At 56.7% G+C, this 18448-nt stretch carries 22 protein-coding genes; 8 read left to right on the top strand and 14 right to left on the bottom strand.

The window, feature by feature from the left end; translation table 11 throughout:
• Position 1: 1 nt before the first annotated feature.
• Both ACVWY8_RS08875 and ACVWY8_RS08870 read right to left on the bottom strand, forming a co-directional pair.
• Positions 2-184 (bottom strand): hypothetical protein, encoded by a 183-nt coding sequence (locus ACVWY8_RS08875; RefSeq protein ID WP_414342619.1) that lies wholly within the window; start codon positions 182-184, stop codon positions 2-4.
• 200 nt (positions 185-384) lie between these two features.
• A complete protein-coding gene (locus ACVWY8_RS08870) occupies positions 385-1440 on the bottom strand; it encodes a TauD/TfdA family dioxygenase (protein ID WP_457393969.1) in 1056 nt (351 codons plus the stop codon).
• Positions 1441-1758: 318 nt separating this feature from the next.
• Here ACVWY8_RS08870 and ACVWY8_RS08865 point away from each other — a divergent pair, with 318 nt between their 5' ends.
• Positions 1759-2589 carry a DUF1350 family protein gene (locus ACVWY8_RS08865; RefSeq protein ID WP_457393972.1) on the top strand — a complete coding sequence of 277 codons (831 nt, stop codon included), beginning with the start codon at positions 1759-1761 and terminating at the stop codon, positions 2587-2589.
• Positions 2590-2915: 326 nt separating this feature from the next.
• Here the strand turns inward: ACVWY8_RS08865 and ACVWY8_RS08860 are convergent, their stop codons facing one another.
• Complete coding sequence (locus ACVWY8_RS08860) at positions 2916-3164, bottom strand: hypothetical protein (RefSeq protein WP_011433446.1); 249 nt, start codon at positions 3162-3164, stop codon at positions 2916-2918.
• Positions 3165-3246: 82 nt separating this feature from the next.
• Between ACVWY8_RS08860 and ACVWY8_RS08855 the strand changes: the two genes are divergently transcribed.
• Together ACVWY8_RS08855 and ACVWY8_RS08850 are read left to right on the top strand one after the other, a co-directional pair.
• Entirely contained in the window at positions 3247-3627 is a 381-nt protein-coding gene (locus ACVWY8_RS08855; RefSeq protein WP_457393974.1) for an Npun_F0494 family protein, read from the top strand.
• Between the two features lie 67 nt (positions 3628-3694).
• Positions 3695-3916, top strand: a complete 222-nt coding sequence (locus ACVWY8_RS08850) for a hypothetical protein (RefSeq protein WP_414427606.1) — start codon at positions 3695-3697, stop codon at positions 3914-3916.
• Between the two features lie 114 nt (positions 3917-4030).
• Here the strand turns inward: ACVWY8_RS08850 and ACVWY8_RS08845 are convergent, their stop codons facing one another.
• From ACVWY8_RS08845 to ACVWY8_RS08830, 4 genes are all read right to left on the bottom strand, one after another.
• Positions 4031-5062, bottom strand: coding sequence for a hypothetical protein (locus tag ACVWY8_RS08845; protein ID WP_457393977.1), 1032 nt, complete (start codon positions 5060-5062; stop codon positions 4031-4033).
• A gap of 342 nt (positions 5063-5404) precedes the next feature.
• A complete protein-coding gene (ribD, locus tag ACVWY8_RS08840; RefSeq protein ID WP_457393980.1) occupies positions 5405-6517 on the bottom strand; it encodes a bifunctional diaminohydroxyphosphoribosylaminopyrimidine deaminase/5-amino-6-(5-phosphoribosylamino)uracil reductase RibD in 1113 nt (370 codons plus the stop codon).
• Positions 6518-6543: 26 nt separating this feature from the next.
• Positions 6544-6738 (bottom strand): hypothetical protein, encoded by a 195-nt coding sequence (locus tag ACVWY8_RS08835; protein ID WP_457393983.1) that lies wholly within the window; start codon positions 6736-6738, stop codon positions 6544-6546.
• Positions 6735-7085, bottom strand: coding sequence for a hypothetical protein (locus ACVWY8_RS08830; RefSeq protein ID WP_457393986.1), 351 nt, complete (start codon positions 7083-7085; stop codon positions 6735-6737). Before ACVWY8_RS08830 ends, ACVWY8_RS08835 begins: the two co-directional genes overlap by 4 nt.
• A 288-nt stretch (positions 7086-7373) precedes the next feature.
• Between ACVWY8_RS08830 and ppc the strand changes: the two genes are divergently transcribed.
• Complete coding sequence (ppc, locus tag ACVWY8_RS08825) at positions 7374-10310, top strand: phosphoenolpyruvate carboxylase (protein ID WP_457393991.1); 2937 nt, start codon at positions 7374-7376, stop codon at positions 10308-10310.
• 62 nt (positions 10311-10372) lie between these two features.
• Here ppc and ACVWY8_RS08820 read toward each other — a convergent pair whose 3' ends face one another.
• Entirely contained in the window at positions 10373-11173 is an 801-nt protein-coding gene (locus ACVWY8_RS08820) for a Ycf66 family protein (protein WP_414350922.1), read from the bottom strand.
• Between the two features lie 181 nt (positions 11174-11354).
• Here ACVWY8_RS08820 and ACVWY8_RS08815 point away from each other — a divergent pair, with 181 nt between their 5' ends.
• Positions 11355-11756, top strand: coding sequence for a hypothetical protein (locus ACVWY8_RS08815; protein WP_414330894.1), 402 nt, complete (start codon positions 11355-11357; stop codon positions 11754-11756).
• 384 nt (positions 11757-12140) lie between these two features.
• On the opposite strand, the gene aroH is transcribed toward ACVWY8_RS08815, so the two are convergent.
• The 6 genes from aroH to ACVWY8_RS08785 all read right to left on the bottom strand — a co-directional run bounded on the left by aroH (position 12141) and on the right by ACVWY8_RS08785 (position 15645).
• The gene (gene aroH, locus ACVWY8_RS08810; RefSeq protein ID WP_011433434.1) at positions 12141-12515 is read right to left on the bottom strand and encodes a chorismate mutase; all 375 of its coding nucleotides are present in this window, start codon (positions 12513-12515) and stop codon (positions 12141-12143) included.
• Positions 12516-12618: 103 nt separating this feature from the next.
• Positions 12619-13305, bottom strand: coding sequence for a V4R domain-containing protein (locus ACVWY8_RS08805; RefSeq protein WP_414407007.1), 687 nt, complete (start codon positions 13303-13305; stop codon positions 12619-12621).
• Positions 13306-13574: 269 nt separating this feature from the next.
• Positions 13575-14033 (bottom strand): globin family protein, encoded by a 459-nt coding sequence (locus ACVWY8_RS08800; protein ID WP_041436599.1) that lies wholly within the window; start codon positions 14031-14033, stop codon positions 13575-13577.
• A gap of 36 nt (positions 14034-14069) precedes the next feature.
• Entirely contained in the window at positions 14070-14321 is a 252-nt protein-coding gene (locus ACVWY8_RS08795) for a hypothetical protein (RefSeq protein WP_414330906.1), read from the bottom strand.
• The gene (locus ACVWY8_RS08790) at positions 14318-15001 is read right to left on the bottom strand and encodes a V4R domain-containing protein (protein WP_414407497.1); all 684 of its coding nucleotides are present in this window, start codon (positions 14999-15001) and stop codon (positions 14318-14320) included. The genes ACVWY8_RS08795 and ACVWY8_RS08790 overlap by 4 nt, the downstream gene beginning before the upstream one ends.
• Positions 15002-15324: 323 nt before the next feature.
• The gene (locus ACVWY8_RS08785) at positions 15325-15645 is read right to left on the bottom strand and encodes an Hfq-related RNA-binding protein (RefSeq protein ID WP_414417969.1); all 321 of its coding nucleotides are present in this window, start codon (positions 15643-15645) and stop codon (positions 15325-15327) included.
• Between the two features lie 304 nt (positions 15646-15949).
• Here ACVWY8_RS08785 and gvpA point away from each other — a divergent pair, with 304 nt between their 5' ends.
• From gvpA to gvpN, 3 genes are all read left to right on the top strand, one after another.
• On the top strand, positions 15950-16168 hold the full coding sequence (gene gvpA, locus ACVWY8_RS08780; RefSeq protein WP_011429717.1) for a gas vesicle structural protein GvpA: 219 nt from the start codon (positions 15950-15952) through the stop codon (positions 16166-16168).
• A gap of 289 nt (positions 16169-16457) precedes the next feature.
• Complete coding sequence (gene gvpC / locus ACVWY8_RS08775; protein ID WP_457393993.1) at positions 16458-17474, top strand: gas vesicle protein GvpC; 1017 nt, start codon at positions 16458-16460, stop codon at positions 17472-17474.
• Between the two features lie 79 nt (positions 17475-17553).
• Positions 17554-18438, top strand: coding sequence for a gas vesicle protein GvpN (gvpN, locus tag ACVWY8_RS08770; RefSeq protein WP_011433426.1), 885 nt, complete (start codon positions 17554-17556; stop codon positions 18436-18438).
• Positions 18439-18448 lie beyond the last annotated feature (10 nt).

The following is an 18448-nucleotide window of genomic DNA, read 5'->3' as shown; positions in this document are numbered from 1 at the left end:
TCTAGCAGGGATCGGAAGCAGCCCTTACCTCTTGGCGCAAAATGGCTTCCACCAGCTTATCCAAAGCCTCTAGATCAGATAGATCATAGTTTTTTTCCCAGAGGATTTGGTTAATGCTGGACTCCTGCTGCAGAGTTAAAACCGAAGATTGTAAAACCTCATCGATGATCTGGCGAATGCTCATCTTAACCTCGCAATCGTGAGAAGAATTGATGGCTTTGGCTCATAAGCCTAGAATGCTGGAAACGCTCTGCGATAGCCATCGTGAGGATCACGTATTTTGACATCAGAATCTGGGGCGACTCATCCAAACCCTTTCGGGGAAATCGCCAATAGTACTTTTACGGACTTGAGCTATGGATGGCGCTGAAGTCTGCGAACTTCTCAGGATCTTCTGAGACAGACCTGCTCCCCATTGAGGGCAGCTTGGGCCTCATCATCTGTTGCGAAGGCGGTGCGAATGATGCGCTCACCGGGATGGCGATCCCCTGCCGAAAGGCCGAGATCCCGCACCACAAATGAGCGCTGGATCCAGCGGTCGAAGCCATCGTAGCGGGGAGAGAAGGCAGTCCGTCCGTGGACGGTGCGGCGATTGTCAATACAGAGCAGATCCCCTGTTTCCAGCTTGATGCCTCGGTAGACAGCGTGGATTCCCTTCCTAAGGGCTTCTAGAGCCAGACTGGCTTCGGGGGTGAGCCCCACCATCAGGTCTTCGTCGTAGTTCCAGAAGGGATCCTCTCGACGGCCATACAGCACCGGCAAAATGGGTCCATTGATCAGGGCTTGCCGGTTGCCGAAGGAGTAGTCGATGCCAGTGCGATACAGGGGTTCAAACAGCAGCTCCCGCTCTCGCTCTCCTAGCAGAGGCAGGACATGACGGATGCTGGCGTAGGTGGTTTCCGCCACACGATCATGGTCGGGGCGCAGGCAAAACAGCAGCAAAAACTCCGGTGAGTGGGGATGAAAAACCGTCTCGCGGTGAAACTGTAGCCGAGTGCGGGATCCCTCAGAAGATTGCACTTCTTCGCTGCCGGGAGTAGGCACCAAGTTTTGAAACAAATCCCCGTTTTTTTCTTGGATGTAGGAGACCAAATGCCCCAAGCGGCTGCCGATCATTGCCAAGCAGCGTTCGCTGACAAAAGTGGTTTTCTCCTCAGAGCGCTGCGCCAGAGCCGGTGTGCGGGTATGGTCTAGTCCGGGATCCACGGGCAAACCCCGCAGCAGCAGGATCCCTTCCGAATTGGAATACAACTGAAACTCCAGCAAGGCCCGCCGCAGATAACGGGGCAGCTCATCTGCCCGCATCTCGCAGTCCAGGAGAAATTCTTCTGTTTCCCGATAGGGATCGGGCCCAGGTGCCAAAAACAGGTTTATCGTCTTTTCATCAAAGCCCCGACAATCGATCAGCAGGCATCCTTTTGCAAGCTGTGAAGTCTTCATCACGATCCCTCACCACCCACTGCCCTAGTCATAGCAGCCACAGCAACTTTTGAGCAGGGATCCTACACTCAAAACCCAATCTCGGCGAGTGTAGCGCACTACCCTTCGGTGCTAGAACCTCAGTCTGAGGCGGGGCAGAGTTTTGCCTGCTGCATCAGAAGTTAACTGGGGATCCCCATGTCTGGGCAAGATGTCCATTAGGATGAGTTCCAGGGGCTGGCCAGCGCGGGGAACCGGCGTGAGGTGGGCAAGTGGGATCTGCCGAGCGCTGGGTTATGGGGAAAGCTTCAACAAACTCGCAGGCGAGGTTGCAACACCATGGCACCAACTTGGCAAACCGATGGGCATACTTGGTTCCTTCTGCCCCCTCAACCCCGCGCCGTCGTTCACTTTCTGGGTGGAGCTTTTGTGGGAGCTGCCCCGCAAGTGTTCTACAGCCGCCTGCTGGAAGAACTGGCCCGTATGGGCATGGCCGTTGTTGCCACCCCCTACACCACCGATATCGATCACGCCCAACTGGCGCTCAACGCAGCCCAATCTTTGCACAGAAGCCTGCAAAGCAAGGGTTTGCTGGAGTTGCCCCTGTTTGGTTTGGGTCATAGCCTGGGCTGTAAGTTGCAGATCCTCTCTTGTCTAGCCGTTCCTTCTCTGGGATCCCAGCGGCGAGGCAATATTTTCCTGGCCTACAGCAATGCCGGGCTAGATCGGGCTTTGCCATTGCTGCGGCTGTTGGCTCAAGCTTGGCCTCAACAACAGCTTGCCGATCTGTGGCGGATGTGGATGGGATCCTCCTCGCCACCTGTGAATCTGTGGTTAGAGTTCGAGCCTTCCCCGACAGAAACCAACCGCTTAATTGAGGAGCAGTATCCGGTTAGACACAACCTGCTTGTGGAATTTCGACAGGATGATATTGACGACATTCCTCTGCTCTACCAACAGCTTTGCCGCAAGTATCAAGGCCACACCGAGTGGCAGCATCTCGAGGGGGATCACCTCACTCCACTGGGTTTTAGCTACCCTTTCCAAGTCGGGGAGGAGTTCAGCCCCATCGATGCTTTTGGACAGTTGATCTACCAGAACCTACTGGCCCCCAACCACCAAATGATCCGAAGCATCCGAGCCTGGCTGGCAACCCAATTGGCCCATTGACATTCTTCCCACGGCTCAAGTCAACGGATTTTTTCACAGCTTGCAGGATTTCTCCCGCTCACTGTTGGCAAGCGGGCGGCAGGTCTTGCTACTCCATCCTTGCGGATGCAGGAGGATGCCATAACCCCAGATACTTTGGCCTTCCATTTCAAACTAGATTGAAACACTCCCTAAGCGTTCTCCGCTGCCGCCCTACCCCCAGCAAGAGAGGGGAGCTAGATGGAAATGTTTCATTCCGGCTTAAAACGACTATAAAAGCTGCGTCACAACCTCGCTAGCGGAGCTACTGCATTGGTGTAGCTCAGGTGTAGCTCATGACCGCCCATTTACTGATCAAGCCAGCTCAAATCGGAGAGCAGATCTTGAGAGTAGGAAGAGGGGGACTGCGCTTGCAGATGAAACAACATCTGAAGGGTATCGCTCATCAGAAAGTAACAGGTCAAGACGCCGCCGGCAGCCACAGCCACCAGTGTCCCTGCCAACATGCGCGAGAACTCCTGACTCTGAAAAGCCTGCTCCATCAAGCGCAGCGCCCAGAATCCCAGGAGGACAACAATGGCAAGGATGATCAACATATCGTAATTTATTGTAACAAGCCTGCTGCTCAACGGCCATTGACAGAATTGAATAAGAACATAAGGACTCCCCTTGTCCCTCATGCTCCATGACTCTGAGTCAGTGTACAGAAGGGCTTGGCGTGCCTGGATTTGCAGCCCTTTTCGGTTGCCCTTGCTGCAGGCCATGAGCACAAAAGGGATCCCGCCGGCAAAGATTGCAGGTTGGGCGGGCGTTCAAGCGGGCTACACCCGGCGTCCTTTATCGGAAATGCGGGCGGATCAGGAGCTGATGTGGCTGATTCAGGTGGGGCTGTTGCGGCGGGAAGTGGATGGGCAGGGGATCACGGATCGGTATCGTCTGGCACCTCTGGGTCGGCAGTTGCTGCAAGATCTGGAGAGGGATGAAGCTTTTGCCGGGATCTCGGCAAGCTGGGCAGACCGCCTGCGCAATAGGCTGACCCGCTGGCGGCTGCTCCCCTGAGGATCCCCTACACTGGATCCAACGTTCAACGCCGCTCTCGAGGGGGGATATGGTACGGCCAAGGTTGATGCGTGTGCCCGGATCCCTGGCACTCCAACGTCCACTCCAAACCTCTTTGCAGCGGCGCAGCCAAGCAATTAACCGGCGCAGCAAGTCTATCTACCGCAAAACCCGCTCCCTCTACCGACGCAACTTGCCCCTTTATCTGCGTAATTTGCTTTTGCAATACCGCACCAGCCTTATCTACAACCTCAAAGTCAGGCCCATATGCAGAACTCGTCGAGGATAGCAAGCCCCCCTCTGGATCCCAGCACAACAGTCTTCACCCCGTCGGAGTTGGTGATGGAGATTGTCCACCCCCAAGCCTGTGTAACCCCGTAGGAGGGGTACTTCTTGCAGGAGACTATTGGATTGTGAAGCGGCCAACTCCCACCTTCTCGCCGTTGACATGAATCTCGACGCGGTAGCGGCCGGTGTAGGGCTGGCTGAAGCTCAGAAAGCCTCGCACGGTATCGGCCAAGGGATCCCAGGGAACATCGAGCTTGCGGATTAGTTGCTCGCCCCCAGCTTCTCCGCCCTCGTAGTACCAGAGCATCTCCACCTTGGCGTTGACAGGAAGGTTGCCCACCGGCAAGATGGCCCAGATCAACGTGTCGGTGGTCTTGAACTCGGTTGTGGCCTCGCCAGGGCTGCCGTCCCCCCGACCTCGGTACAGGCCGATTGTCCTTAGCCCCGCCTCTTTGGGGGTTCCTTGGCTGTAGGCACGGGCATCCGCCTGCGCTTCCTGACCTAGGCGATCCAGCTCGGCCAGCAAATCTTCCTGCTGCTTCAGGGCATCGGTTGCTTCCTGCAGCCACTGGGCGATCTGCCGCTCTGAGGTTGGGACTTCTGAAGCCGGGGAAGAAGGCTGTGCAGCCGCCCCGCTGAGGTTGCGAATGGGAAAACCCTGAGCTGTCCCCACCTCGCTGCCCAGTAAGTTCAGCCAGCGGCTTCGCACTTCGGACGTCATCTCTGGCTTTGCGGCATAGGCAATGCGCACACTGCCGCTTGGGCCTCGGGTGATCCGGCCAATCTCATGTTCCTCAACTCCACTCACCGTCCCACGGCAACCAGCACTGCGGAACTCGTAGAGCACATCTTCTTCGCTCTCCCGATGAAACTCCCAAGTCGTTTGGGGGCAGCTAGCCAGGATGTTGTCCCGCATGTGGTTGGCGAGAAAGCGCGGCGATCCCTGGACATGAACGTCCATGACGGAGAGCATTTCTCTCCAAGAGGCCAAGCTCTCTCCAGGCCGTATGAGAAGGGTTAGAGTAAGCCCTTCTAGGACTTGATGATCGGCGAAAACCCATTCCCCCGAATCCCCTTCGATAACAACGTTTCCCGAGGGGCTGATGAAAGCGGATGCAAACAGCAGGCCGGCAAAAAGATTCAACACAATGCCCTTCCTTATCCTGGGATTTGCACCTGAAAACGGGACAGGAGAGCTTTCAAACTGCTCACTGGGCAAGCAAAGAAGGGCTGAACAAGGTCGTTGCCGTTTACAAGGCTCACCTCAGAAGAATCTTGATAGATCCCTACAGCTTGATTTTGCTGACCTTACCAAAACGTCAATTGACCCCCCCAAAACATTGACCAGCCTAGCACAATTGAGCTCAATTCTGAACCCCACTTTGCAGAAATGCCGTGTTTTTCTGATGAGTATATCCATTTACATTGAACAGATATCAGCCTGTTCGTTCAGAAACCTGAAGCTCCCTGTATGGCAATCGAAAGCTGGTCACTTTAGTAGGTTACTGTGGCCAACTGAAGAGGAGATCTTTCCGATGATCAACCAGTTATCCCCCAAGGTCTCCAGCCGGGGCTCCACCAGTTGCCAGCTCTGGTTTACATCAGGGATCCCCTCGCCTGCTACCGGGGTTGGCGCAGCGGCTCCGCCTAGGATCTTGGGAGCGATGAAGGCGGCTACTTTCTGGATCGCCCCATCTTTGAGGGCTGCCCAGGCCAGCGTGCCCCCGCATTCCCAGAGGGCACTCAGACACCCCCGCTGAAAGAGCACCTGTGCCGCCCGCGAGGGGGTTACTTGGGGCAGATGCAGCAGCTCCACCCCCTGCTTGGCCAGGGATCCCCACAAAGGATGGGTTGCCACAGCTTCTGTGATCACCAACGTCGGCGCTTCTTCCACCTGCCACAGATGGGCGACGGGAGGTAGGTTCAGGGAACGGCTGAGGACCACCCGCAACGGCTGGGATCCCTGCAACTCCGCCAGACGACAGGTGAGGCGCGGATTATCCTGCCAAACGGTTCGGGATCCAACGATGACGGCATCATGCCAGGCCCGCTGTTGGTGTACCCACTGCCGCGCCGGAGAGTTGCTGATCCAGCGGCTGTGGCCGGTGGCGGCGGCGCTCTTGCCATCCAGGGTCATGGCGTATTTCAGCAGGCCGAAACACTGTTGCCGCACAATGGCGAAGGCAAACCCCTCGTTCAGCTCCTGGCACTCCCGCTCCAGCACTCCCACCGTCACGTCGATCCCCGCCTCCTGCAGGCGGCGGATCCCTTTGCCAGCCACCAAGGGATTGGGATCCTGCATCCCCACCACAACCCGCCGGATCCCGGCAGCTAGGATGGCCTCGGTACAGGGAGGGGTACGGCCATAGTGGTTGCAGGGCTCCAGGTTGACGTAGAGCGTTGCCCCTCTGGCCAGGGATCCCGCCTGTTGCAGAGCCAACACCTCCGCATGGGGCTGCCCTGCCCCCGGATGAACGCCTTCCCCCACCACCCGATCCCCCTGCACGATCACGCAGCCCACCCGTGGATTGGGAGAGGGACGCTGAGGTGTGGAACGGGCCAGGGATAGACACCGTTCCATCCACTGCTGATCCGAAATCATAAAATGGGCATCCGCTCCAGAGCGGCTCAAGCCGGTGACAAGGCTGCCAACTTGCGGTTGAAAGCTGCAATTGCCTTGGATTCTAGCTCTGCCACCTGCAATGCGTAGTCGCGGGCACGGGCCTTTTGTTCGTCGCTGACAATCTCTCCCGAACGCAGGCGATCCAACAAATCGAAGGGATCCAACACCTCATCCATCGGGAAGCGGCCCAGATGAATCATGATCGGCAGGCATATTCTTCGCCAAGAATCAGAGCGGAAGTGAGCGTGGGTGATTCCCTCTCTCCCAGCTTGAGGGTGGGACGAGCCTTGCGGCCAACCACCACCTGGCGATGGGTCTCGATCACTGCTCTGGCCCGATCCAGATCTTGATTTTTCCAATCCACAGCCAACCTGAGGCGGTGGGCGATGAAATCCGCAGTGGCGATGTAGAGGAGAGAGGGATCGATGAAAGCATAAGCCCGCGTCTGGGCAGTTGACACCACCGTTGCACAAAACGCCGGGAAGGTGATCCCCGCCTCCACCACCGTGGTCACCCCTGAGCGGATCCCCACCTCATCCGCAGGCAAACAAAAATCCCCCACCGACGTGAAAACCCAGTTGCCCGATTTTGTCCAATCCCTGGTCGGGATCCAGCAGATGTGCGTTGATAAACAGGGTGGCAGCCACCAGAACTCCTGTCAACAAGGCGTTAGACCGGTATTGCGGCAAGGTAAAACACTTTTTTCTTGCAATTTGTAGGCTCAACTACAAAATCCGACGCGGAGAAGACCGCAATCTGAGCGTGATACCTGCTACATCTGCCGTTTCGACAAACAGGCTCTAATATTGGGATGGTTATTCTAGGAGCTGCCTTCATGACCTCTTCCCCCCACCTGACCGCTGCAGAGGGGGCAGCGGGTTCTGCCAACGGGCTGAAGGAGGCATCCCTGTTTGGGGAACGGGATCCCTTGGCCCATTCCCTTCAAGTCAACGAAGCCTTCAACCGCAGGAACAACCTGTTGAACCGTCGCCTGCAATTGGTGGAAGAACTCTGGGAATCGGTGATCCTGCAGGAGTGCGGTCAGTCTCTGGTGGATCTGTTGCAGCGACTGCGTTCCATGTGTTCCCCAGAAGGACAAGCCCTGGAGTACCCGATCCCAGAGGTACTACAAATTATCGAGTACCTCAGCCTCGACGCCACCATCCAAACGGCACGGGCCTTTGCCCTCTTCTTCCAGTTGATCAACATTGTTGAACAGCACTACGAACGGGCAGAAGACTCGGACATGCGCATGGTGGATAGCCAACAACGTACCGTGCGAGAAAACGAAAAATTTGAACGGCTGTTCCCTTACCTGCGGGCTCAAGGGGTGCCGCCGGGCCTACTGCGCAGATTGCTGGAGCAGTTGCACATTCGCATGGTCTTTACCGCCCACCCCACCGAGATCGTCCGCCACACCATCCGCGAGAAGCAACGGGCCTTCTCTCGCCTGCTCAGCCAACTGGATTGGGCAGAACAAACCCAGCCTTTGCAGGCCCAGATGATAAAAGAACAGATGGCGGAAGAAGTTTTGCTTTGGTGGCGCACCGACGAGTTGCATCAGTCCAAGCCGACTGTTTTGAACGAAGTCGATTACACCTTGCACTATTTTGAAGAGGTGTTGTTTCAGGCCATCCCCCTGCTGCACGAGTACCTCAGCCGCAGCTTGAAAAAGGCTTTTCCCAGCGTCGAGCCGCCGCCGGCAGGATTTTGCAACTTCGGCTCATGGGTAGGCGGGGATCGGGATGGCAACCCTTCCGTTACCGCCGATGTGACTTGGCAAACGGCCCGCTATCAGCGCAACCTCATCCTGGGCAAGTACATCGAATCGGTGAAGGCTCTCACCAAAACCTTGAGCATTTCCCTGCATTGGGGGGATGTGGACAGCCAACTGCTGGATGCCCTTGAGCAGGATCACCGCCTCATGCCCGAGGTTTACGAATCGTTTTCGCTGCAATATCGCCAGGAGCCTTACCGCCTCAAGCTCAGCTACATTCAGCGGCGGCTGGAGTTAACGCGGGAGCGCAATCGCAACTTGGCCGACTCCGCTTGTTTGCCCACCCCTCCCCCCGTGGACAACGCCTATGCCAACGCAGAAGAATTTCTGGCCGACTTGCAGCTTATCCAGAAAAGCTTGAAAAACAGCGGCCTTTCCTGCCGTCAGTTGGATCATCTCATTCAACAGGTACAGGTGTTTGGCTTTCACCTGGCCCATCTGGATATCCGCCAAGACAGCAGCTACCACGAAGCCGCTCTCACGGAGATTTTCGAGTACTTGCGCATTTTGCCGCGCCCCTACAGCGAGATGACGGAAGAGGAAAAAACCGCCTTTCTCCTGCAGGAGCTGCAAACCCGTCGGCCTCTGATACCGCTGGAGATCGCCTTTTCCGAGAAAACGGCAGAGCTGATCGCCACCTTTCGCACCCTGCGCCGCATGCAGCAGGAATTCGGCTTGGCCATTTGCCAAACCTATGTGATCAGCATGAGCCGCCAGTTGAGCGACCTGTTGGAGGTGCTGCTGATGGCCAAGGAGGTGGGGCTCTACGATCCCATCAGTGGTCGCGGATCCCTGGCGGTGGTGCCGCTGTTCGAGACCGTCGAAGACCTGAAGCGGGCCCCGGAAGTTTTGCGGCAGTTGCTGGAGATCCCTTTCTATCGCCAGTACTTGGCTCAGCAGGGGAATCTACAGGAGGTGATGCTGGGCTACTCCGATAGCAACAAAGATTCCGGCTTTTTGAGCAGCAACTGGGAGATTTACAAGGCTCAACAACGCCTGCAGACGGTGGCCGAATCCTACGGGGTGAAGCTGCAGATCTTCCATGGCCGGGGCGGTTCGGTGGGCCGTGGAGGGGGCCCGGCTTACGAGGCCATCTTGGCTCAGCCAGGGCGCAGTGTGGGGGGCCGCATCAAAATTACCGAACAGGGAGAGGTGTTGGCCTCCAAGTATTCCCTCCAGGATCTGGCCATTTTTAACCTGGAAACCGTCACCAGCGCCGTGATCCAGGCCAGCCTACTGCGCACCTACCCCAACGATCTGCACGAGTGGTCGCGCCTGATGGAATCCTTGGCGGAGCGCTCCCGGCAGGTGTACCGTAACCTGGTCTACGAGCAGGAGGGCTTTGTGGAGTTTTTCCACGAGGTCACCCCCATTGAAGAGATCAGCCAACTGCAGATCAGCTCCCGTCCCGCCCGCCGCAGCGGTAGCCAAAAAGACATCGGATCCCTGCGGGCCATTCCCTGGGTATTCAGTTGGACGCAAAGCCGCTTTCTCTTGCCGGCCTGGTATGGGGTTGGCACCGCCCTACAAGAATACGTGGCCAGGGGCGAGCACAACCTCAACCACCTGCAGCACCTGTATCGCGAATGGCCTTTCTTCCGCATGGTGATCTCCAAAGTGGAGATGACTCTGGCCAAAGTGGATCTGCAAATAGCGCGTCACTACGTGCGGGAGATGAGCTCTCCAGAGCGTCTAGAGCGGGCGATGGAGCTGTTTGAGTGTATTGCCCAAGAAATGCACCGTACTCGCACAATAGTGTTGCAGATTACGGGCCACAGGGAACTGTTGGAGAACGACCCTTATTTGAAGCGCTCGGTGCAGTTGCGCAACCGCTCTATTGTGCCCTTGGGCTTTATTCAAGTCTCTCTCCTCAAGCGCCTGCGGGAGCGTCAGGGATCCCGCACCGGACGAACACGCTACGACCGAGCTGAACTTCTGCGTGGAGCTTTACTTACCATTAACGGCATTGCCGCCGGGATGCGCAACACAGGCTGAGGGATCCGACTAATTGACCCTGGCGCTGCTTCTATCAAGTTCAGATCGGCATTGAGAGCCTATCAGAACAGATCGTCATCATACTCTTCTGGCTCCACCTCTACTGGCTCTACTTCGACAACGCGGCGGGAAGGACGGCGGGGGGGTTCATCTGCGTAGCTTTCCCCTTGGTCTTGGGGCAACCGTGGGGGACGGCGACGAGTAGCTGTACCTGTGCTGCGCTCTTCCTGCACATCCACATCCTCTGGATACTCTTCGGTGGCAGGACGACGGGGGCGGCGGGCCTCTGGCGGCGGTGCTGGTTCATCGTAGTCCGTATCCTGACGCGGGCGGACCCCTGGCTCCTCGTAATACTCATCCCCTTCGGGTCGGCGGCGGGGACGCACACGGGTATCGCTGGTCAGTTGGGGCCGCGGGCGACGGCTCGGCTCTGCGCTGCCTTCGGGAATGGAGCGGGTGGAGGAGGTGTCGCGAATACGGGATCCCTCAGCCCGGGTGGAAACCGTGCGCCCTTGGGCATAGCCGCCCGGTGGATAGGTGCGGACAAAGCCTTGCCGCCGAGTAGTCGGACGAGCCCCGCCCACCTGCCGTGCCTTTTCACTCAAGAGGATGCGCAACCGGAAAGTTTCGAGGGCAAACCAGCCGGCCATCACCGCCAACAGCACCTGGGCAAAGAACAGCAACGGAATGAGCCGCTGACCTTCCAAGAGCAAACAGACGGAATAGATCAGGCCCATCGTGGCAAAAATCACGTCGTACTCAGCGGAGGCCTCGCGCTTGATGAACCGAACCGCGAAGATGGCTCCACTGGCAATCGCCACCAGCGCTGCCATCAAAAAGTAGGGGCTTTGGGTGAGAAACATGCCAGGGATCCCTAAACGATGAAGACGGGAGAGCGTTGAGCCTTATCCATTCCACAGCCGATCCTAGCATTGATCCTCCTGGTGGCACGGACAACAAAACCCAGGTTTGGGTGTAGGGACGGGATCCCTCTTCAATAAAAGGGATCGGTGCTAAAATCGGCAGCATCTTCCTGCATGTTCCATGCTGTATCTGGCACGGGTACACAAAAAAAGTCTCTTCGGCCAGGGGGAGCTGCAGCTCTTGGCCCGGCAGGCCGAGGACGGGGTTTGGATGCCGCTGCGCAAGCCAGAAGGGGTCACCTGCAAAGAGGTTGGCCCTTACAACATTGGGGTGTTGCTGCTGGTTGAGCTTTCGGAAGAGCGGCAGGTACGGCGGGTGGAAGAGGCAGCCATGAAGCTGGTGGAGATGTTGCACAACCTATCCCGAACCCACAGTCTGGTGGATCTGTCGGAGATTGAAAGCTGGCGGCAATCCTTGACTCGGCAAAGCCAAGAGCTGAGCCGTCGCGAAGCAGAGGTGGCCGCTCGCCAAGAGCAACTGCAACAGTGGGAAAACCGTCTGCGAGAAAAGCTGTCTCCTTGAGCTCTCAGATCTACTCTTATCTTAAGTAGAGTCATTTTAAGCTAATTGAGAAGCCCCCCAAGTGCTCTGTGCCGCTGCCATCACCTCATCTCCCAAAAAGAAAGGGGAGCTGGATGGAAATGTTTCATACCTGTTTAAAATGACTGTAAGTCCAAGTAAGTCTATGAGTGAATCTGGATGTTCTGCGCCTTCCCAAATCAGTAGTGATACGACCCGGATCAACTTGAGTTAAGCCATTCTTTTCCCCCAGAATAAGCGGGGCAAATCCGGGATCCATCATGCCCCATGTTGCCCATGGCAACAGACTGTCCCACCTCCAGTGTAGAAATCCCCCGACTTTAGTCGGTGAGAGTGTCAACCCTGTGCTGGTGCTGTATGGATCGATCAAACAGTGCTGAGATCTGGCCTTAACTCGCGGGCACCTCGCAGATAAACATGCTGCATGTCCGCTTGAGCAAGTGGAGTATTCAACTGGATCAAAACACGAATGCAACGGGGTAAGTCGCCGCTCACCTCCATCTGTTGCACATCCAACAGAGGCACCGACTCCCAACCGGGGCGACGACGAGCAAACTGGGCGGGAAAAGCTGCATTTAAATCAGGGGTAACGGAAAAAATAACGCTGACTAGTTCAGCCGGATCGAGGGCGTTGCGGTGCTCTAGCGTATCCAGCAGCTCAGCCACCGCCGCGCCAATGGCCTCGGCACTGTTTGTAGGTACGGTGATGGCTCCCCGAATTGCTCTGACTCGCCACCCCAATGGCCACACCCTCGCGCGCTTGAGCTCGCCTTGCTTCCAGAAAATTATACAGACTCATCCCTGTTGGGATCCCATCCCTCTGGGGAAAACCAGCCCCCATCGCCTAGCTGGGCTGCAGGAGCTTTTCCAGGATCTGCTCGTGGCTGAGGCCGGAGTCCACCCAGGCTTCTCCCTCTTTGAGGCGGGCAGCAGCGGTTACGACAAACAAATTGCTCTTCGCTCCCAAAGCCTCGCTGGCGGTTTGCACGCAGAGCAAATCCTGGCCGGTTAGCTGGCTAAACCAGGTGGCCAACAGCCCTGCCTCCAGAAAGCCCATCGGCCGCTTGAAATGGGGAGGCGTGACGGCAGCGAAGGGGGAATTGCGAATCGACACCACCAGCACTCCTTGATCTTTGTAAGTCCAGTCGATCTCGATCAATCCCCAGCCATGAGTTTTCCAAGCTTGTCTCAGACTTTGCAGGAAAAGGCCCATCTCCAGCTCGGCCAAAGGCTTCTGGTAGTAGTCGGAGAGTTCTTGGGCAAAACGGCGGAAAAACTCCTTGCCCCACATCCGACCACAGTTGCGCAACACCAAACGAGCAGCCTGGCCAGTCTCGTATTCCAGGCCCGTGTAGATGCCCCGCAGCAATGCTTCTGGAAGGGCCAAGAGACGTTCACCGTGGCGACTTTCCAGTAAGCCCGATTCCAAATCGCTTCGCAGATAAGCGCTGGGTGTGTAGTAGTTGGCCAAAACGGGCGTGTAGGGATCAAAGGTGACTGAGCCATTGGAGATAGAGCTAGTGCCGGTCATAAGGGATCCCCTGGTTATCCAATCCAAGTCGTTATTGAGCTTTAAGCATCCAAATAGGAGCAGGGTGCAGTTGACAGTTCGTTGGTTGTTGAGCTGGGAGAACGGTTGTTTACGCTCCAAATCTTATGGCGATCCCTCCAGCAATTGAATACCCCTTGGGCAGATTTACTACAACGCTAACATTAACTCCAACGACACTGAAGTCTCCGGCTAGTTGAGATAGAGCGCTCTAGCACCGAAAAATGCAAAAAGCAAAAAAGTATCTAGCTCTAAAACAGCAAGGCCACCTGTACCTGGGTGATCAAAGGGCGGATAAACTCCAACTCTCCAGGGGCCAGATGGTCTCTCAGCTCCTGCTGGAAAATCCGATAGGCAACCTCATAAACCCTCTGCAGTCCGTACAGGCGCACCTCTTCCTCCATCCACTCGAGCAGCCGCTCTTTCAGGAGGTTTTCGTCCTGCAGCAACATGGCCATAGCGCTGTGACGCAGCAGCAACAGCAGGTGTCGCCGGCACAGATCCAACACTTGGGGAGAAAGGTCGGGCATCTCCTTTTGCAGGGCATCTAGGGTTTTGCTCACCACCTGGCTCTCCCGTTCCCGCAAAACTCGGTACACATGTTGTCGTTTTGGCCAGCCGAGAACATAGGCCTTCAGATGCTCCAGCTCCTCTGGCTTGAGGTAGCGGGCTTCCGACTCGATCAGCATCTGCTCCAAGGGGCTTACCATCTCGCTTCTTCCGGATGTCAGTGGGTGCTAGGAGACTCAAAACAAGCTGAACAGATCTGCCAAGGTGATCTGTTCTTCTGCCGGCTCGGGTTCTGGTGCTGCCGACAGGGATCCCAGAGAATGCGCAGCCAAACTCAGGGGATCCCCCGCCCAGGGGATGGAACCAAAATGCTCCCGCACTTGCAGAAAAGGCATCGGCAGAGAGCGCATCTGTAGGGGGCGGTTATCCCAATTTAGACGGGCAAAAAAGCTCTGCACCGAATCCTCTAAAGTAATCTTCCAGGTCATGCCTTAGCTACTCCCTGACCTGAACGCAATTTTTGGGCAATTTCACCAGCACTGGCCCCTTCGTTCAGCCAGAAGGCAGCCGCATCGATGCGATCTTTGCTGCCGAGCAAAAACTTGCAGTAGCTTTCTCCCATGGAGTAGCACTGGATCTCGATGCAGTTCAGTTGCCGTTCCACCATGGTGCTAAAAAAGCCGGCAAATAATCCGGCGTAAAGATGACAGACAGGTTTACCGACATCCCCCAGGGTGCGGGCCACGGCGGAGTCAAAGAGGTTGATGAAAATAAACCCTTGCCGCCGACTCTCGGTCTCCACCTCCCAGCGCCCCCATCCTTGGGAGGTCAGAGGCCACCACCAGGTTTCCAAGAGAAACATTAGATTACTCTGCTTGGGGTGGCGCCGATATTCCTCCTCAAACCAGCGGGAAAAATGGACAGCATCGTTGCGTCCCCACTCTTGACCGATGGTGTACATCAGAGAAGCTGAGGCATCTCCCACTTCTTCTTCCAGGCCCTGCTGTAAACCCAGGATAAAGTCTTCGCTCACCAAGACATTACGGGCACCCGTCCAGTCCACAAGGGATCCCTGGGAGAGGTCAAAGCGAAAAAAGTCTTCGCGGCTGTAGTGGTTATGCCGTTGGGCGGCAGGCTGAAGAGGTATCTCAATGGGGGCAGTCGTCATGGTTGGGTGAGGAGAGATCAGATTTTTTAACACTCCTTATCATACCCTTCTTAATTGGCATTTTTACCAAAAAACTGGGTCTAAAGCCTCGTCCTTAAGGCCTACGGCCCGCTGACGCAGTTGCAACAGCGTTGCGGAGCAATGGGGGACGGCTTTGGGATAGACTCAGGGCGACGGCAGGGTAGTCAACCGCTCCAAAAACCCAGCAGGAGTGGGTCAACTGGAGAAAACTGCCCTCAGAGGGAGACAGAAAAGCCCTGAGTTGTTGTAAAGATTTATTCAAAAATTGGGAAGAAGAGCTGTACAGGGATCCGGAGCAGTACTTAAGACTGAGGCCTGACCTTGATGAAAGCAATGGCAGACCGCCACAGCAGCGACTCCCGCCCCTCGGCATCGGCTAAACAGAGGCAATCGGGATCCTGCCAGCGCAACTGGCCGACGAAGACATCCCCCGTACTGAGCTTAATTTCGAAGGTTTCTCGATCCTTGATCCCCTTCTGCAGGCGACGCACGCTCGGGATCCCGGTGTTGAAATCGGTCACGACAGCCCTATCAGCCAGCGAGAAACGGTATGTCAGCAAGCCCACTGCCCCCAGTATAGGGGATCCCTGCCGCTTCCCACTGCCCCTCCACCACACTTCCACAACTTGGGCTCAAAACTCGCCCTCATCTTTGCCCATTTTTTCTGCTGGCGAGTACTATGTAGGGGGGATGGCGCTTAGAAAAGCGGTAAACCTTTCGAGTTCGCCGTCTTTTTTAAGCGAATCTACGGGTGTTCTCCCCGAAAAAAGCCAGCACAATAGGGCTAGGGTGATAGAGGGTGCGGCTGTCGCCCTAGGGAAGGTGAATCCTCAGCTGGGATCCCTTCTACATGCCATTTTGCCGCCGAGTTGTCTGTCCTTTTCAACCCTCATCAGTATCAGCAGTATCAGTGCAGGAGAGATCGTTATGGCAGTTGAGAAAGTGAACTCTTCTTCCAGCTTGGCCGAAGTGATCGATCGCATCTTGGACAAAGGTATCGTGGTCGATGCCTGGGTGCGGGTTTCTTTGGTTGGGATCGAGCTGTTGGCCATTGAAGCCCGCGTCGTTGTGGCTTCTGTGGAAACCTACCTGAAGTACGCTGAGGCTGTGGGTCTGACGGCTACTGCTGCTGCTCCTGCCGTCTAAATCTGCCTAACCAAAATCACTCAACCAAGGAAAGTGCCCACAACCCTCTCGCCTTGAGCATCGCAATGGTTGGATGAGTTATGCTCTCTGGGCGGAGGCGTAGGAAGCTAGCCGTCGGAAAGCGAGGCAGGGATCCACCGCCGGTCTCTGCCTTGCTTCTGCGGGTTTTGTTCGAGGATTGAGTCTTGCAGCCGCACTGAGCTACAGGTTGGCAGTGCCATCGAGTTGGGAACAGGCAGAGAAGCTGTATCCACCCAAGCATTGAAAACGACGTGAGGGATTGGAGATCATGAGTTTGCAGGAACAATGGGCCATGGCCCGCAGCCGGCGGGTGGCTCAGAATCGAAGTTTGTTAAGCCGATCCCGGCAGCAGCGCCTAGAGCAGCACCAAGCCCTGATGGTTGAGCTGGGGCAGCGCCGCCAGCAACGACAAGAAGCAATACGGCACCAGACGGAGCAAACCCGCAGCCAATTGCAGAAACTGAGGCAGGAGCGGGCTGTGAGGCGATCCCTGGACGAATGCTCCCGTTCGGAAGCGGCGGCTCAGCGGGCCAAGTCGGTGGCAGAGAGTCTGGCTCGCCTGGAGCAGGAACGAGCTGCTCAATTGGAAGTCAGCCGGCAGCAATTGCAGGCTTTCCGGGCTAACTTGACTGCGGCTGTGGAGCATTTGCTGAGCACCTATACGCAGGCTCGGCAGGCGATGGCCGACAAAACTCAGCAAGCGCGGCAGTCTTTTTGCGCCGATTTGCGGCAGTGGGTACAGGCTCTCCGGCAAATGGCTCGACAGGAGCTGGCTCAGATGGCTCAGGAACAGCAAGCCCAGGCCCAGGCCCTGCGGGGATCCCTGGCCACTTTCCGGGCGGAGTTGCATAAGCAGGTGTGGGGCAATGGGATCCCTGACCTCATCCCAGAACCTGAAGTCTCCACTTCCAGTGCAAGCTCTAACAGTGCCGTTGCGACTGCCGGTGAGACTGCTTCCGACTCAACGCCTGTAGCCGAAGGTCAAACCCCGGTGGAGCCGTCCGCCCCGGTCTCTGTTTCCCAACCCCCAGGGGGTTTGACAACGCTCGAACCCCCTGAAGTTCCGCCTACTGTTGAGAAACAGGTGGATCCCATCCTTGACTATGTCAACAAGTATGTGAGTGATCTACAAGCGCAGGATCCCAACTTGACCCTGCTGCAGGTAATTGGGGATCGGGAACGGGTGCGGGATTTGTTGGCCCGCGGCGCGGTGGATCTGGGGTTGGATCCCTCGGAAATCTTGGCTACGCTGCGGCGCATGGTGTCGGGGACGGTCGCAGTTTAGTTGTGCCGAGCGCAGGAAGAACATCCGGGCTATAGTCAAGGCAAAGGAGTCTAGGGCAGCAAAGAGGTTGAGTATCTCCATGGCCACGGTTCTGCAGGCGCGTCCCCGCCAGTTCGTGAACACCCCCTACATTGAGCGGATTACCCGCCGCGCTTTGCGCTATTTGCAATCGGGCTTTGCGGTGCATTTGCGGGGGCCTTCGGGTACGGGCAAAACCACTTTGGCGATGCATCTGGCCAGCCTGCTGGGCCGCCCCATCATGCTGATCTATGGGGATGACCGCTTCGATTCTTCCGACCTCATCGGGGGGCGCACCGGTTTTACCCATCGGCGGGTGGTGGACAACTTCATTCACTCGGTGGTGAAGACGGAGGAGGATGTGCAGCAGCGCTGGGTGGATGCCCGCCTCACCTTGGCTTGCCGAGAGGGGTTTACCCTCATCTACGACGAGTTCAATCGCTCCCGCCCTGAGGCCAACAATGCTCTCCTGAGTGCTCTGGAGGAGAGGCTGCTGGTGTTGCCGCCGGACAGCAACCGCTCGGAATATCTGCGGGTGCATCCCCAGTTCCGGGCCATTTTTACCTCTAACCCGGAGGAATATACCGGGGTTCACAGGGCCCAAGATGCGCTGCTGGATCGGATGATCACCATCGATATGGGGGAGCCGGACATCGAGACCGAAAAGGAGATTCTCACCTCGCGAATAGGCTTATCCGGCCCCGACGCCCTCAAGATCGTCCACATTGTGCGGGCTTTTCGCCGCAAGTTGGATCTGACGCGCCACCCCAGCCTGCGCAGTTGTTTGATGATCGGGCGCATTGTCAAGGAACATGAGCTGGCAGTTAGCAAAGAGAATGCCGATTTTCGCGCTTTGTGTGCGGATGTGCTGTTGCCCCGGGCTGGCAAGCGCTATGAAGAGGGATCCCAGCTGCTGAATTATCTGCTAGACCAACTGCCTGGCTGAGTCTTTTGCC

It is taken from the genome of Thermostichus sp. OS-CIW-32 (assembly GCF_054060415.1).
The sequence above is the reverse complement of the archived record's forward strand: the minus strand, read 5'-3'. Positions and strand labels throughout refer to the sequence as shown.